This is a genomic window from Scardovia wiggsiae F0424 (genome assembly GCF_000269605.1).
Taxonomy (GTDB): Bacteria; Actinomycetota; Actinomycetes; order Actinomycetales; family Bifidobacteriaceae; genus Scardovia; species Scardovia wiggsiae.
Genome location: NZ_AKCI01000001.1, coordinates 128,024 through 139,442 on the forward strand (window position 1 = coordinate 128,024; position 11,419 = coordinate 139,442).

At 54.0% G+C, this 11,419-nt stretch carries 13 protein-coding genes and 2 tRNA genes; 8 read left to right on the plus strand and 7 right to left on the minus strand.

Annotated elements, in window-relative coordinates; all coding sequences use genetic code 11:
• The first annotated feature begins 112 nt into the window (after positions 1 to 112).
• The 3 genes from rpmB to rsmD all read left to right on the plus strand — a co-directional run bounded on the left by rpmB (position 113) and on the right by rsmD (position 3,668).
• The gene (gene rpmB, locus HMPREF9156_RS0100630) at positions 113 to 307 is read left to right on the plus strand and encodes a 50S ribosomal protein L28 (RefSeq protein WP_007148304.1); all 195 of its coding nucleotides are present in this window, start codon (positions 113 to 115) and stop codon (positions 305 to 307) included.
• A gap of 129 nt (positions 308 to 436) precedes the next feature.
• Positions 437 to 2,878 carry an ATP-dependent DNA helicase RecG gene (locus HMPREF9156_RS0100640; protein ID WP_007148305.1) on the plus strand — a complete coding sequence of 814 codons (2,442 nt, stop codon included), beginning with the start codon at positions 437 to 439 and terminating at the stop codon, positions 2,876 to 2,878.
• Between the two features lie 193 nt (positions 2,879 to 3,071).
• The gene (gene rsmD / locus HMPREF9156_RS0100645; RefSeq protein WP_007148306.1) at positions 3,072 to 3,668 is read left to right on the plus strand and encodes a 16S rRNA (guanine(966)-N(2))-methyltransferase RsmD; all 597 of its coding nucleotides are present in this window, start codon (positions 3,072 to 3,074) and stop codon (positions 3,666 to 3,668) included.
• 342 nt (positions 3,669 to 4,010) lie between these two features.
• Here rsmD and rpmF read toward each other — a convergent pair whose 3' ends face one another.
• The 4 genes from rpmF to coaD form a co-directional block, all read right to left on the minus strand.
• Positions 4,011 to 4,208 carry a 50S ribosomal protein L32 gene (rpmF, locus tag HMPREF9156_RS0100650; RefSeq protein ID WP_007148013.1) on the minus strand — a complete coding sequence of 66 codons (198 nt, stop codon included), beginning with the start codon at positions 4,206 to 4,208 and terminating at the stop codon, positions 4,011 to 4,013.
• 144 nt (positions 4,209 to 4,352) lie between these two features.
• Complete coding sequence (locus HMPREF9156_RS0100655; RefSeq protein ID WP_007148014.1) at positions 4,353 to 4,943, minus strand: YceD family protein; 591 nt, start codon at positions 4,941 to 4,943, stop codon at positions 4,353 to 4,355.
• 96 nt (positions 4,944 to 5,039) lie between these two features.
• A complete protein-coding gene (locus HMPREF9156_RS0100660) occupies positions 5,040 to 5,828 on the minus strand; it encodes a hypothetical protein (RefSeq protein WP_007148015.1) in 789 nt (262 codons plus the stop codon).
• Positions 5,829 to 5,978: 150 nt separating this feature from the next.
• Complete coding sequence (coaD, locus tag HMPREF9156_RS0100665) at positions 5,979 to 6,479, minus strand: pantetheine-phosphate adenylyltransferase (RefSeq protein WP_007148016.1); 501 nt, start codon at positions 6,477 to 6,479, stop codon at positions 5,979 to 5,981.
• A 216-nt stretch (positions 6,480 to 6,695) separates the two neighbouring features.
• Here coaD and HMPREF9156_RS06790 point away from each other — a divergent pair, with 216 nt between their 5' ends.
• Positions 6,696 to 6,962, plus strand: coding sequence for a DUF3039 domain-containing protein (locus tag HMPREF9156_RS06790; RefSeq protein WP_193378046.1), 267 nt, complete (start codon positions 6,696 to 6,698; stop codon positions 6,960 to 6,962).
• A gap of 72 nt (positions 6,963 to 7,034) precedes the next feature.
• On the opposite strand, the gene HMPREF9156_RS0100675 is transcribed toward HMPREF9156_RS06790, so the two are convergent.
• Entirely contained in the window at positions 7,035 to 8,381 is a 1,347-nt protein-coding gene (locus HMPREF9156_RS0100675; protein WP_007148018.1) for a nicotinate phosphoribosyltransferase, read from the minus strand.
• A 158-nt stretch (positions 8,382 to 8,539) separates the two neighbouring features.
• On the opposite strand from HMPREF9156_RS0100675, the gene rph reads away from it, so the two are divergent.
• The 4 genes from rph to HMPREF9156_RS07145 are packed head-to-tail and all read left to right on the plus strand — an operon-like array spanning position 8,540 to position 10,985.
• Positions 8,540 to 9,376 carry a ribonuclease PH gene (gene rph / locus HMPREF9156_RS0100680; protein ID WP_007148019.1) on the plus strand — a complete coding sequence of 279 codons (837 nt, stop codon included), beginning with the start codon at positions 8,540 to 8,542 and terminating at the stop codon, positions 9,374 to 9,376.
• 3 nt (positions 9,377 to 9,379) lie between these two features.
• Complete coding sequence (locus HMPREF9156_RS0100685) at positions 9,380 to 10,081, plus strand: non-canonical purine NTP pyrophosphatase (RefSeq protein ID WP_007148020.1); 702 nt, start codon at positions 9,380 to 9,382, stop codon at positions 10,079 to 10,081.
• Between the two features lie 42 nt (positions 10,082 to 10,123).
• Positions 10,124 to 10,747 (plus strand): hypothetical protein, encoded by a 624-nt coding sequence (locus HMPREF9156_RS0100690; protein WP_007148021.1) that lies wholly within the window; start codon positions 10,124 to 10,126, stop codon positions 10,745 to 10,747.
• 46 nt (positions 10,748 to 10,793) lie between these two features.
• A complete protein-coding gene (locus tag HMPREF9156_RS07145) occupies positions 10,794 to 10,985 on the plus strand; it encodes a hypothetical protein (protein WP_155998884.1) in 192 nt (63 codons plus the stop codon).
• Positions 10,986 to 11,018: 33 nt separating this feature from the next.
• On the opposite strand, the gene HMPREF9156_RS0100695 is transcribed toward HMPREF9156_RS07145, so the two are convergent.
• Positions 11,019 to 11,099 (minus strand) — tRNA-Leu (locus tag HMPREF9156_RS0100695).
• 78 nt (positions 11,100 to 11,177) lie between these two features.
• Positions 11,178 to 11,250: transfer RNA gene (locus HMPREF9156_RS0100700), tRNA-Thr, on the minus strand.
• Positions 11,251 to 11,419: the final 169 nt, after the last annotated feature.

Sequence of the window (11,419 nt, forward strand, 5' to 3'; positions counted from 1 at the left end):
ATGTATGGGCATTAGGCTAGTATGAACAAGTTGCGTGCCTGCAGGCTTTTGTGCGCTCAGACAGCGTTGCTATGCGGGCGCAGGAAGACGTGAAACAATTTGAGGAGTTATTATGGCAGCTCGTTGTGATATATGCGGCAAAGGTCCACAGGTCGGCTATTCCGTATCCCACTCACATATCCGTAATAAGCGCCGTTTCCTTCCAAACCTTCAGGCTGTTCACACAACTGTAGATGGCGAGAATGTCCGTCTGCGCGTGTGCACTTCCTGCCTCAAGGCCGGCAAGGTCCAGCGCCGTGTTGCTTAGTGTGCGGCACACAGGTTATTAAAGCTTTACCCCGCATATTGCGGGGTTTTGTTATTGTGGAGCTGGATCCTGATACCGCGGGATCCCATGTGTACCGCAACGCTTCATCGCTGTGACAGGGAGGCAATAATGGCTGTATCGCTCCAGTCATCATTATCTTCCGTTATGCCTAATAAGCGGCGTGTGAGCGCATTCAAAAGCCTTGGGGTCTTCAGTGTTGAAGATCTGCTTACTTACTACCCTTTCCGGATCACGGACCCTGTACCGCACTGCAGCCTGCATGATGTGAAGATTGGGCAGAAGGCTGCTTTTGCAGCTGCTGTAAAAAGGGTGAGGTCTGTCCCTATGAATGCCCGCAGGGGGTATCGCGTGGAAGTACAGGTTGAAGATTCAGCTTCCGCAGACACTTCGGCGGGAGGATATCCCGGTACCGCAAGCTTTATTTTCTTTTCACATAAAAAGCATTATGTTGACTGGCTTTTAGGGCGGTTCAGGCAGGGGGCCGCCGTCGTGGCATCAGGGGAACCGGGCCTGTATGGGAATACCCTCCAGTTTACCCATCCTGATGTGCTGGTTATAGGGAAGGACATTGATACGCCTGAGGAAGGGCTGGAACTGCTGTCGAGGCCGCAGCCTGTGTATCATGCGAGCTCCCGTATATCATCTCAGCATATACATGAATCTGTTGTCGGCATAATAAAGATGCTTGCCCAAAATAGCGGGGCAGGAGCAGTCCCGCCTCCATCCGGGGACTCCGGCCCCGGGGAGGGCGGCAGCAGTCCCGGTTCCGGGGATATAAGGGAAGAGGCCGGTTACGAGGCTGATACTGCCGGCATACCGTACAGCCAGCTCAGCGGGGCTGTCCCTGATATCCTCCCTGAAGAAACTGCTGCATCGCAGAAGATAATGCACCGTGCCCAGGCGCTGCTTGCTATCCATATGCCGCAGGCTGTTGATGAATTTTGGCAGGGGATACATTCTATGCGGTTTGAAGAAGCTTTCATCTCGCAGACGGCACTGCTGCAGCAGCGGGAGAAAATGCGTGAAAGCAGGTCGTATGTGTGCGGCAGCGGGGAAGAGACCGGCGGCCGGGATACGGACGGCAACAGGGCCGAAGAAGGTGCTCAGGAAGGGCTGGCGGCCCAGTTTATTAAAGCGCTGCCCTTCGCCCTTACCCAAGGGCAGAAGGATGTGATCGCCCGGATCCGGGCGGATATGGCACGGAGTTATCCGATGAGCCGCCTTCTCCAAGGGGAGGTTGGATCGGGCAAAACTGTTGTGGCGATTGCCGCAATGCTCCAGGCGGTACAGTCCGGATATCAGGCTGTGCTGGTTGCCCCGACACAGGTGCTGGCCCAGCAGCATTATCAGAATATTAATGCAATGCTCGGCAGTGCCGGGATCAATATCCCTGTTGTACTGCTTACCGGAGGCATGCGCCTGGCTGAACGCAGGCGCGCCCTGTCTGTGCCGGCAAGCGGCGTGCCCTGTATAACCGTCGCTACGCATGCTGCGTTTTCATCAACCTTCCAGGCGCCGAACCTTGCCCTTGAGGTGATTGATGAACAGCACCGTTTCGGTGTAGGGCAGAGGGAACAGTTGAGGCGTGATTCTGAAATCATGCCGCATCTCCTGGTAATGACCGCTACGCCGATCCCCCGTTCTGCAGCAATGACATGGTTCGGGAACCTTGACATCTCATGGCTTACTGAACTGCCTGGCGGACGTAAGCCGGTCACATCGGTTATTGTACAGGAAAATGATGCGCGTACTATGGGGCAGATGTTTGTGCATGCCCGCAGGCGTATTGATGCCGGGGAGCGGGTGTACGTTATCTGCCCCAGGATCGACAGCAGTGCTGAAGGTACTGCTGTCGAAACGGACGGCCTGTTCCTGCGGCAAGGGTATAACAGCAACGGCATGCCGGACAGTGAATCTGAAAACGGGATCCGTCAGCTGCATTCCGTAGAAGAGATATCCGAAAGGCTGTCATCGCTCCCGCAATTTTCGGGTATAGCGGCTGCAACGCTGACAGGCCGGGATGATGACGGGCAGAAGGATGCGGTCATGAGGTCGTTTGTATCCGGCGAGACCCCGCTGCTTATTGCTACCACAGTGATTGAAGTGGGGGTGGATGTACCGGAGGCAAGCTGTATTATTATTTTTGATGCTGACAGGTTCGGCCTGTCGCAGCTTCATCAGCTTCGCGGGCGCGTGGGAAGAGGAGGGACGCCCGGCTGGGCCTTTTTCATAACCCGTGCAGATCCGCAGTCCCTCGCAGCCGAAAGGCTGGCAGTGATCCGCAGTTCCTCAGATGGCGCTGAGATCGCACAGGCTGACCTTGAACTGCGCGGCGCTGGCGATGTGCTCGGCGATGCCCAGTCCGGAGGCCGCAGTTCCTTTAAACTTCTGCGCGTGGTAAAGGATGCAGAGATGATATCCCGCGCCCGCGAAGCTGCCGGCGGGCTGCTGCGTGATGATCCGGAGCTGGCCCTTCCTTCCCATATACAGCTGGCCGGCGCTGTACTTGATTTTACCCGTGGGGTCGAGGGCTTTATTACATCATCCTGAGCTTTATATCCTGAACCCTTCCCCCTGGATGTGCCCCCCTTGGCCATCCTTTGCCCTCTCACTCTCCTTATGGCCGTCCTCGGCGTATCCCGGGATCCTGCTTAACCGGCTGCAGCGGATACTGTGTTTGATTATCACTGGTCCCGCTGTACATATCTGTTATGTTGTTAATGGCAAAGGGGATAATGAAGGCATGCGCATTATTGCTGGCAGGTTTAAGGGAGCCGAGATCAAGGTTCCGAAGGACGGGAAAACTACACGCCCGACAACTGACCGCACTAAAGAAGCTATCTTTTCGCGGCTGAAGTCTGTAGGCGCCATAGCAGGTGCTGATGTCCTTGATCTGTTTGCCGGTACGGGCGCATTGGGTTTTGAGGCGCTTTCCAGGGGTGCGCGTTCGCTTGTTGCTGTGGAAGCCAGTTCCAGGGTTGCATCATGCATAAAAAGCACTGCAGGGGGTCTGTGCCGGCTGCCCGGCTGGGACCCGTCCGTTAAGGTGAAGGTTGTTAAAGCCAGGGCAGAAAAATTTGTTTCGGCAGCCCCATCCGATAAACCCGTATCTGGTTCCCCGTACTCGCTCGTTTTCATGGATCCCCCATATGCCATGGATACTGAGGAATGCAATATCCTCCTTAAAGATATAGTTACGGGCCCTGTAGTTACAGATGGTGCCGTGATCGTTGTGGAACGTTCTGCGAGGTCAGAGGCAGTGAGCGCCCCCGCCGGCTGGGAAATTACCATGTCGCGCAAGTATGGCGAAACAGCCGTTGATTATATCGGGCATTCCTGACCCGCTCCGGGTGTTACGCCGTTTTATTGCCGCCAGCTACTTTTGTCAGCCTGGTTCCATCCGCTTTTCCTCATCCTTCCCGTTATCCCGTTATTGGCTGGTGGTAAAACACGCAGATACAAAATCAAAAATGTGGAAAACCGCTGAAAGTAATTTTGTATCTGCGTGTTTTACCACCAGCGAGTGTGCAGTGCCGGCGGACGGATACCTGGTGATGGGCGAGGCAGCAGTAAATTACTGGATAACAGCAGTACCTGACGGGGGGGGGGGGGAATTAAAGGGGAAATTAAAAAAGTACTGCCGCCCGTCGGCGGCAGTACCCTGTAATAATAAAACGTCTCGTTACTTGTTGGCGAGAGTTGACTTCACTGCACCGCTGTATGTGCGGCCGCGATATGATCCGCAGTTCGGGCACGCAACATGGGCGAGCGTCGGAGCGCCGCAGTTCGGGCATGCAATAGTAGTGGTAGCCTTGGCTTTCCATGTGGAACGGCGGGTGTGTGTATTCGCGCGTGAAGTCCTGTACTTTGGCAGTGCCATGGGTAATTCCTTTTCGTTCGAACAAATTTACTTAAGCGTATGTGAGTTTAGTGCGACCCCTCGAAATTGTGTTCTGGATCAAGACTCGCCGGGCGGCCGGGGCTTGCCGGGCTGCTGCGGGGGCTACCGTCATGTCAGGACTGGTCAGGATTCACCGAGGCTTTTCCTGAAGTTTTCCAGCTCTGCCCACCTCAGGTCGGTGGTCTCATGGCGGTGCTCAGAGTTTTTATTAAGATCGATCCCGCATTGGGGGCATAACCCCTTACAGTCCGGTGAGCATAACAGTTGTGGCGGGAGCGCTTCAGCGAGATTATCCCGGATAAGCGCCTCGCAGCTGAGCATTGTTGACTGCGGGTCAAGGGAGTAAACGTCCTGCTGATCCCCGCTGCCCTCGTCGGCCTCGATTTCCTCCTCGCCATGCGGGAGCTTCTGCGGCTGCCCTTCATATGTGAAGAAAGCAGTAAAAGCAGGGGCAAGTTTTATGCTTACAGGCTTCAGGCATCGTGTGCATTCCCCGCTCAGCACGGATCCAACAGTACCGGTGAACAGCAGACCGTCGGGAAGGCTTTCGGCTGTCCCGCTCAGATATACCGGCGACCCTTTGGGGATACCGATAACAGCATCCCCGATACCGTCCGGCGCCGGCATAGTTTCATCAATATCCAGGGTCTGCCCGGCACGCTGCGAAAGGCTGGAAATAGATACAGACCAGGGGGTACGTTTTTCGCGGACCATATATCCTCTTAATTCCTTTTGATATCTTTTAAGTGTGATGTACGCGGTACAGTACCTCAATACCTTGCATATTTCAATATCCTGTATATAGTTATGTTACTGGCGGTCGGGGTAATCATCTGCGGACAGCCGCGGGATCTCCTGTTCGGCCTGTTTTTGCCGTTCATGCAGCACTTCCAGGCCGGACTGGATACTGTTATGGATCTCGGTGATCTGCTCATCCAGATCATGCATGGATTTCTGTGCGTACCTGTTTGCTCCGGCTGTGAGCTGGTTGGCCTTATCCTGGGCATTGTCAAGTATCCCGCGGGCTTTCTGCGTGGCAATAGACACTACGTTTTCCTGGCCTGCAAGGAACTGCGCCTGTTCGTTGGCTTCTCGTATGATCCCGGCGGCCTGGCTGTGCGCATCAGAGACTATGGAGCTTGACTGTGTCTGCGCATTCTCCAGGCGGCGTTCAGCTTCGCGCATCAGTGCAGAGGCGCGCTCAAGCTGTACGGGGAGGTCTTTTTTCAGGTCGTGGAGCAGATCAAGGAACTCATTTTTATTGATTTTAGCCACATCGGCGTTGAACACCCCTGTCTTGGCTTCTTCAATAAGCTGTTCCATATGCTCAATAATGTCATATGCGGTGGTGAACTGCTCGTCACCTATGCGGTTGTCATCATCGTCCGTCTCGGCGCTGTTATCCTTATAAGTTTCAGGTATATAATCGTGCAGCGCCTTCAGCGCAGCATCAGCGGGGCCTTCGTCCTGCCCGGCATCGCTGTCCTCACCGGTATCGTTGTCATTTATAATATTTTGTTCAGGAAGCGTTGCCTGAGTTTCATCAGAGGCTTCATCCTCCGCGCTGAACTCTGCATCCTGTGAATCAGTATCGTCCATAATGGCCTTCCCTGTGAGTTATCCTTTACTGTATTTTACTTCCTTCGCATGATATCCGCATGCAACCTGCAATGGTATCTGCCGCGGCGCCCTATCCCCACCATGTGGGGGGGGCTATTTGAATATCTGCCGTTCACAGGCCGGGCGGTATCAGGGGTTCTGCTGCATATCGTCCCGCAGGACCCTCAACAGGGGGGCAACTACGTTATCGGGCACCATCCCCGAGATATCGCCGCCATGGCGGGCAACATCCTTGACTATAGAGCTTGAGATATGTTCCTTGATCGGGTCTGCCGGCAGAAAAAGTGTCTCAACGCCGGCAAGCTTGCGGTTGACCAGGGCCATACCGAGCTCTGCCTCATAATCACCGTTCTGGCGCAGGCCTTTTACGATAACGCTTGCATTGACTTTAATGCAGTATTCGGTGATCAGCCCGCTGGTGCTGGAAACTACAGCATTGGTGCATCCATCAGCATAAAGGGCATCCTGTATCAGCTGCACACGCTCAGCCTCAGTGAACAAAGGTTTTTTGGCTGAATTTACGGCTACGACAACATGGATCTCATCAAAGAACTGTGCGCACCGTTCAATAACGTCCAGATGGCCGGATGTGACGGGATCAAAAGACCCCGGGCATACTGCAATAGTCATAGTCCAAGTTTACCGCATGATTTTTTTGAAAGCACAATTAATGCATAATGATGGCGCAATAACAGGATAGATTATATAATCTAGTCAGAGCAGACATACAGTTTTTACAGCAGGGGGCTTGACAGCATGGATGGGATGCATAACAGCAATAGTATATGGGACAGGGATATCCGCAATGAGGATACGGAGAGTGCACCCGGGCTGCAGCCGCAGGAGATGCCGGACCAGTCAGCAGGGACCGCTGTCCTGGAGCGTGAAGAGACTGATGAAAAAAACAGACGTAGCGATGACGGCGACAATGACCGCTATGCGCATTATGTGTCTAAAGAACGCCTGGAGCAGGCACGTATCACAGGCCGGCCGGTTATAGCGCTGTGCGGCAAAGTGTGGATACCTAAGCGTAATCCGGAGCAGTACCCTGTCTGCCCTGAATGCAAAAAAGTCTACAGCCAGATGCGCGGCTCAGGGAGTTCAGGGTTTTAAGTTTCCCTGTCCCTGCTTTCTGCCTTCATTGCTGCCGGCGGGCTCTTTGGCTGATAGCTGTCTCCGCTGCCCTCAGCCGCGGCTGACAGTGATGACCTGTGTCGGAATAGCAGGTTCGCCGTCGCTGAGTGACAGGGCGCTTACGGGAAGTTCCCTGAGTGCTGCCGAGTGGTATTCGCGTGCTGCGAACATCGCCTCGCGCGTAGTAAGGCTTTCGTCGATTGAACCATGGTCCACAGCTGTTATCTGCAGATCGCGGGTATCGCCGTATTCAGCAGGAAGTTCGCAGCTCTCCAGGGATACCTGATCACCTGCCAGGACTACTTCCCCCTGGGCAAGCCCGTACTGGTAGGAACGGACTGCGCGTTTGCGCCAGCCGTCAGTGGCCTTGCCGAAAGACTTTTTGGCAACGGGATGCATGGAGCCGTCAGCGCCTTCGCGTTCAACCAGCTTGTAAACCATATTGTTCGTCACATGCCCGGACCCTGTAACAAGGCGAGTGCCGACGCCGTATGAATCAATAGGCGCGGCAGCAAGGGCAGCAATAGCGTATTCGTCAAGGTCATTGGTTACCGTGATTTTTGTATCCGTTGCCCCCAAAGCATCCAGCTGATGGCGTGCCCGCTGGGCCAGGGAAGCCAGGTCCCCTGAATCAATACGGATCCCGCCGAGCCCGGAGCCGGCCACTTCTACCGCTGTTTTTATGGCGTCGTCAATATTATATGTGTCCGTGAGCAGCGTGGTTTTTGCCCCTAAAGCGCTGATCTGCGATGTGAAAGCGTCGCGTTCGGTGTCATGCACAAGTGTGAAAGCATGCGCTGCGGTACCGATGCAGGGTATGCCGTACAGTTTGGCTGCAGCAAGGTTCGCAGTCGAGGCAAACCCGCCTACGACCGCCGCCCGGGAGGCAGCGATTGCAGCATACTCGCTGATGCGCCGTCCGCCCATGTCTGCACAGGGCCGCCCGCCCGCAGCCGATGTGATGCGTGAAGCTGCCGATGCCACGGAACAGTCATAATTGAGGATACTTAAAACCAGCGTTTCCAGAAGCACGCATTCACCGAAAGATCCTTCCACCTGGAGGATAGGGGAGTTAGCAAAAAACATTTCTCCCTCACGGTAGGCGCGGATAGTCCCCGTGAATGTAAAACTGCTGAGATAATCGACAGTTTCCGGGGAAACGATATGGTTATCGTGAAGGTATGCCAGCTCGCTGTCATTGAGCCGGAAATTTTTGAGATAAGCAAGGATACGCCCCAGCCCTGCCGTCACGCCGTAGCGGCGCCCCGAAGGGAGGTGCCTGGTGAATACCTCGAATACGCTTTGGCGCGCAGCAGTACCGTCTTTAAGCGCTGCATCGAGCATAGTGTATTCGTACATATCGGTCATCATTGCCGGTGAAATATCAGAACTGACCATATAACACTCCAATCCTTGACGGTCCGGTAAGGCATAAGGCTTCCTGCCTTCCTTTTCCGGTACGGGTACTGAAACACCGCATGCCTGTACCTTATACCTTAAGACTAGTCTTAAGTATAGAATCTTGAGAATCCGGATACTATGGCGAAGGAGTTAGTATGACGCAGATCAAGGATTTGCTTCCTGACAGCGATGCGCTGAATGCAGTGCGCGCAGATGGCCGGGCAGTTGATGAGCTGAGGCCGGTAAAGGTCATCCGCGGATGGACACAGTCTCCGGAAGGCTCAGTACTGATCGAATGCGGGAATACCCGGGTACTGTGCACTGCAACTTTCACTCAGGGGGTACCGCGCTGGCGGCGTGACAGCGGATTAGGATGGGTTACCGCAGAATATGCGATGATCCCCCGCGCCACCCAGGACCGTACTGACCGTGAATCGGTAAAAGGCAAAGTCGGGGGCCGTACCCACGAGATCAGCCGGCTTATTGGCCGTGTCCTGCGAGGAGTTACAGACCTGAGCAAGCTTGGGGAAAACCAGATACAGATCGACTGCGATGTGCTCCAGGCGGACGGCGGCACCCGGACGGCATCGGTGACCGGTGCTTATATAGCCCTTGCCGATGCCCTGGAGTGGGCAAAAGGAAAGAAGAAGATCAAATCGGTAAAAGCAGTGCTTAAAGACCAGGTATCGGCAGTTTCAGTGGGGATCATCAACGGCACGCCTATGCTTGACCTGCCGTATACGGAAGATTCACAGGCGATGACTGATATGAATATAGCGATGACTGGAAACGGCCAGTTTATTGAAATACAGGGGACAGCTGAGCACCGCCCCTTCAGTAGGGACGAGCTCGGCACTTTGCTGGATCTGGCGCAGAAGGGCAACAGCGAGCTTCAGCAGCTTCAGCGCAAGGCTCTGGAAATGCCCCTGGGGGAAACCCTGGAATATACAGGCAAAACAAGCCGGCCTGCGTCCTTGGCAGAAGGCAGGTGACTTATGGTCCAGCGTATTGTGGTTGCAACGCATAATCGCGGAAAAATACGTGAGATCGAACACATCCTAGCCGATGAAATGGGAAGTGCGGCAGCACGATTTGAGTTCATAACGTCTGAAGATGCCGGGCTTCCTGATCCGCGTGAAACGGGGATAACGTTCCAGGAGAACGCCCTTCTCAAAGCGCGCGACGCTGCACAGCGCACAGGGCTTCCTGCAATGGCTGATGATTCCGGCCTGATCGTAGATGTTATGGGCAATGCACCCGGCATCCTCTCCGCGCGCTGGTCAGGGGCCCATGGCGATGATTCTGCCAATAATGCCTTGCTTCTTGCTCAGCTTGCGGATATCCCCGGCACCAGGCGTTCCGCCCGTTTCCGCTGCGCCTGTGCGCTGGTAGTGCCGCACGATGACGGTGCAGGTAATAACGGGGGGAAGGGAAGCGGTGCTGCGGAGTATACTGAATATGTAGAAACAGGTGAGATGCCGGGCCGCATTGCACTCTCTCCCCGGGGCAGCAATGGTTTTGGGTACGACCCTCTATTCGTCCCTGATGACCAGGGCTGTGTTACAGATCAGCAGCGGGAGCAGAATAACGGGCAGCCCCTGACCAGCGCTCAGATGTCTCCGGAGCAGAAGGACGCTATTTCCCACCGCGGGGCAGCTATCCGTGCTATGGCCGCGCATTTTGCGGAGCTTGCATAAGGCTGGATGCGGAAAAATTTAGTGAGGCAGGAAGGGGAAGTAATGGTTGAGGATTTAGACCATCCGTGGCGTATATATGCCCGTCAGGTTCGATGGGCTGCCTGTGGCGTGGTGTGTGTACTGATCCTTGCACTCGTAATAGGAACGGTGTGGTTTCGCGTGGCTGATGTACATCGTCGTGAGGCTCAGCGTCGCATTGATATTTCATTGGATATGGTCAGGCAATTTGAGGGGACTTCTTTAGGGCACCCTCCGTTCGGTAATGCCCCTGAGAGGTTTGTCCGCGTGTTGGAGCCTTCCCTATGGCCTAATGACCCTGTTCCAGCTGACCGCATACCTGGAATCAAGATGGCTATTGGGGTGTTCAATTCTATGTATCCCTATGAGGCTGTTACCTTTAAGGGCGTCAAGATGGCGTATGGTAGGGATTTTGAGCGCAATGTCACTGAAGGATGGAAACAGAACAGGAAAGAACTGAGATTCGTTTCATGGTGCCGTCAGCCGGCTCATGTGGTGTATAGGCGGGATGTTTTTGATGGTAATCGTCTGGTTCACAGGAGAGGCGAGCGTTTTGAGGGGAAGATTTCTAATTATGAATATGTCATCCATCGTGATAGTGCCTATGAAGAATTGGAGTTTGTTTCTAATCCAGGGAAGGGGAAGTAATGGTTAGAAATACATAGAAATACAAAAAGGCATATAACAAAATTTTGTGACAGAAATAGGTGTTTTATCAGAGGGAACATCAAGCATATGCGCAAACGAGGCGTTGGTGGAAGTCAAGCATGCTTTTGTCGGCATAGAGAACAGCTTTCAGGATTCCATCAGTGCTCTTGATCAGTTAAAAAGAGAAATTACAGATCACTGCGAGAAAGGATTAACGGATCATGGTAATGAAGACTAAACCTTTAAACTGGCTTGTATCCCTTGAACTGCGTGCGCGAGAAGGGACTTGAACCCTCACGTCAAAGACACAGGAACCTAAATCCTGCGCGTCTACCAATTCCGCCACTCGCGCGTTGGACAGCTTTCCTTCACCGGCCGATAGGATACATGGTCCTGCCGCCAGGCAGCAGGCCATAAAAATGTGAAGGGGAGCCGCTTACCAGAATCGGACTGGTGACCTTCTCATTACGAGTGAGACGCTCTACCAACTGAGCTAAAGCGGCATGTGCGGAAACACAAGAAATCATTTTACTTGATACTCACGATTTGTCTATCTGCTGATGGCGGGGTGTGTTATGGATTTTCGGCAAGGTATGCAATACTTATAGAAGGCGGACTGCATGCCGCCGGACGTGTTGGGCGTTGATCCCTCCTGGAGTTGTTGTGTTCCCG

Bases quoted from the DNA above. Each gene is read 5' to 3' on its own strand.
- rpmB (WP_007148304.1), top strand. From the start codon at position 113: ATGGCAGCTCGTTGTGATATATGCGGCAAAGGTCCACAGGTCGGCTAT.
- HMPREF9156_RS0100640 (WP_007148305.1), top strand. From the start codon at position 437: ATGGCTGTATCGCTCCAGTCATCATTATCTTCCGTTATGCCTAATAAG.
- rsmD (WP_007148306.1), top strand. From the start codon at position 3,072: ATGCGCATTATTGCTGGCAGGTTTAAGGGAGCCGAGATCAAGGTTCCG.
- rpmF (WP_007148013.1), bottom strand. From the start codon at position 4,208: ATGGCACTGCCAAAGTACAGGACTTCACGCGCGAATACACACACCCGC.
- HMPREF9156_RS0100655 (WP_007148014.1), bottom strand. From the start codon at position 4,943: ATGGTCCGCGAAAAACGTACCCCCTGGTCTGTATCTATTTCCAGCCTT.
- HMPREF9156_RS0100660 (WP_007148015.1), bottom strand. From the start codon at position 5,828: ATGGACGATACTGATTCACAGGATGCAGAGTTCAGCGCGGAGGATGAA.
- coaD (WP_007148016.1), bottom strand. From the start codon at position 6,479: ATGACTATTGCAGTATGCCCGGGGTCTTTTGATCCCGTCACATCCGGC.
- HMPREF9156_RS06790 (WP_193378046.1), top strand. From the start codon at position 6,696: ATGCCGGACCAGTCAGCAGGGACCGCTGTCCTGGAGCGTGAAGAGACT.
- HMPREF9156_RS0100675 (WP_007148018.1), bottom strand. From the start codon at position 8,381: ATGGTCAGTTCTGATATTTCACCGGCAATGATGACCGATATGTACGAA.
- rph (WP_007148019.1), top strand. From the start codon at position 8,540: ATGACGCAGATCAAGGATTTGCTTCCTGACAGCGATGCGCTGAATGCA.
- HMPREF9156_RS0100685 (WP_007148020.1), top strand. From the start codon at position 9,380: ATGGTCCAGCGTATTGTGGTTGCAACGCATAATCGCGGAAAAATACGT.
- HMPREF9156_RS0100690 (WP_007148021.1), top strand. From the start codon at position 10,124: ATGGTTGAGGATTTAGACCATCCGTGGCGTATATATGCCCGTCAGGTT.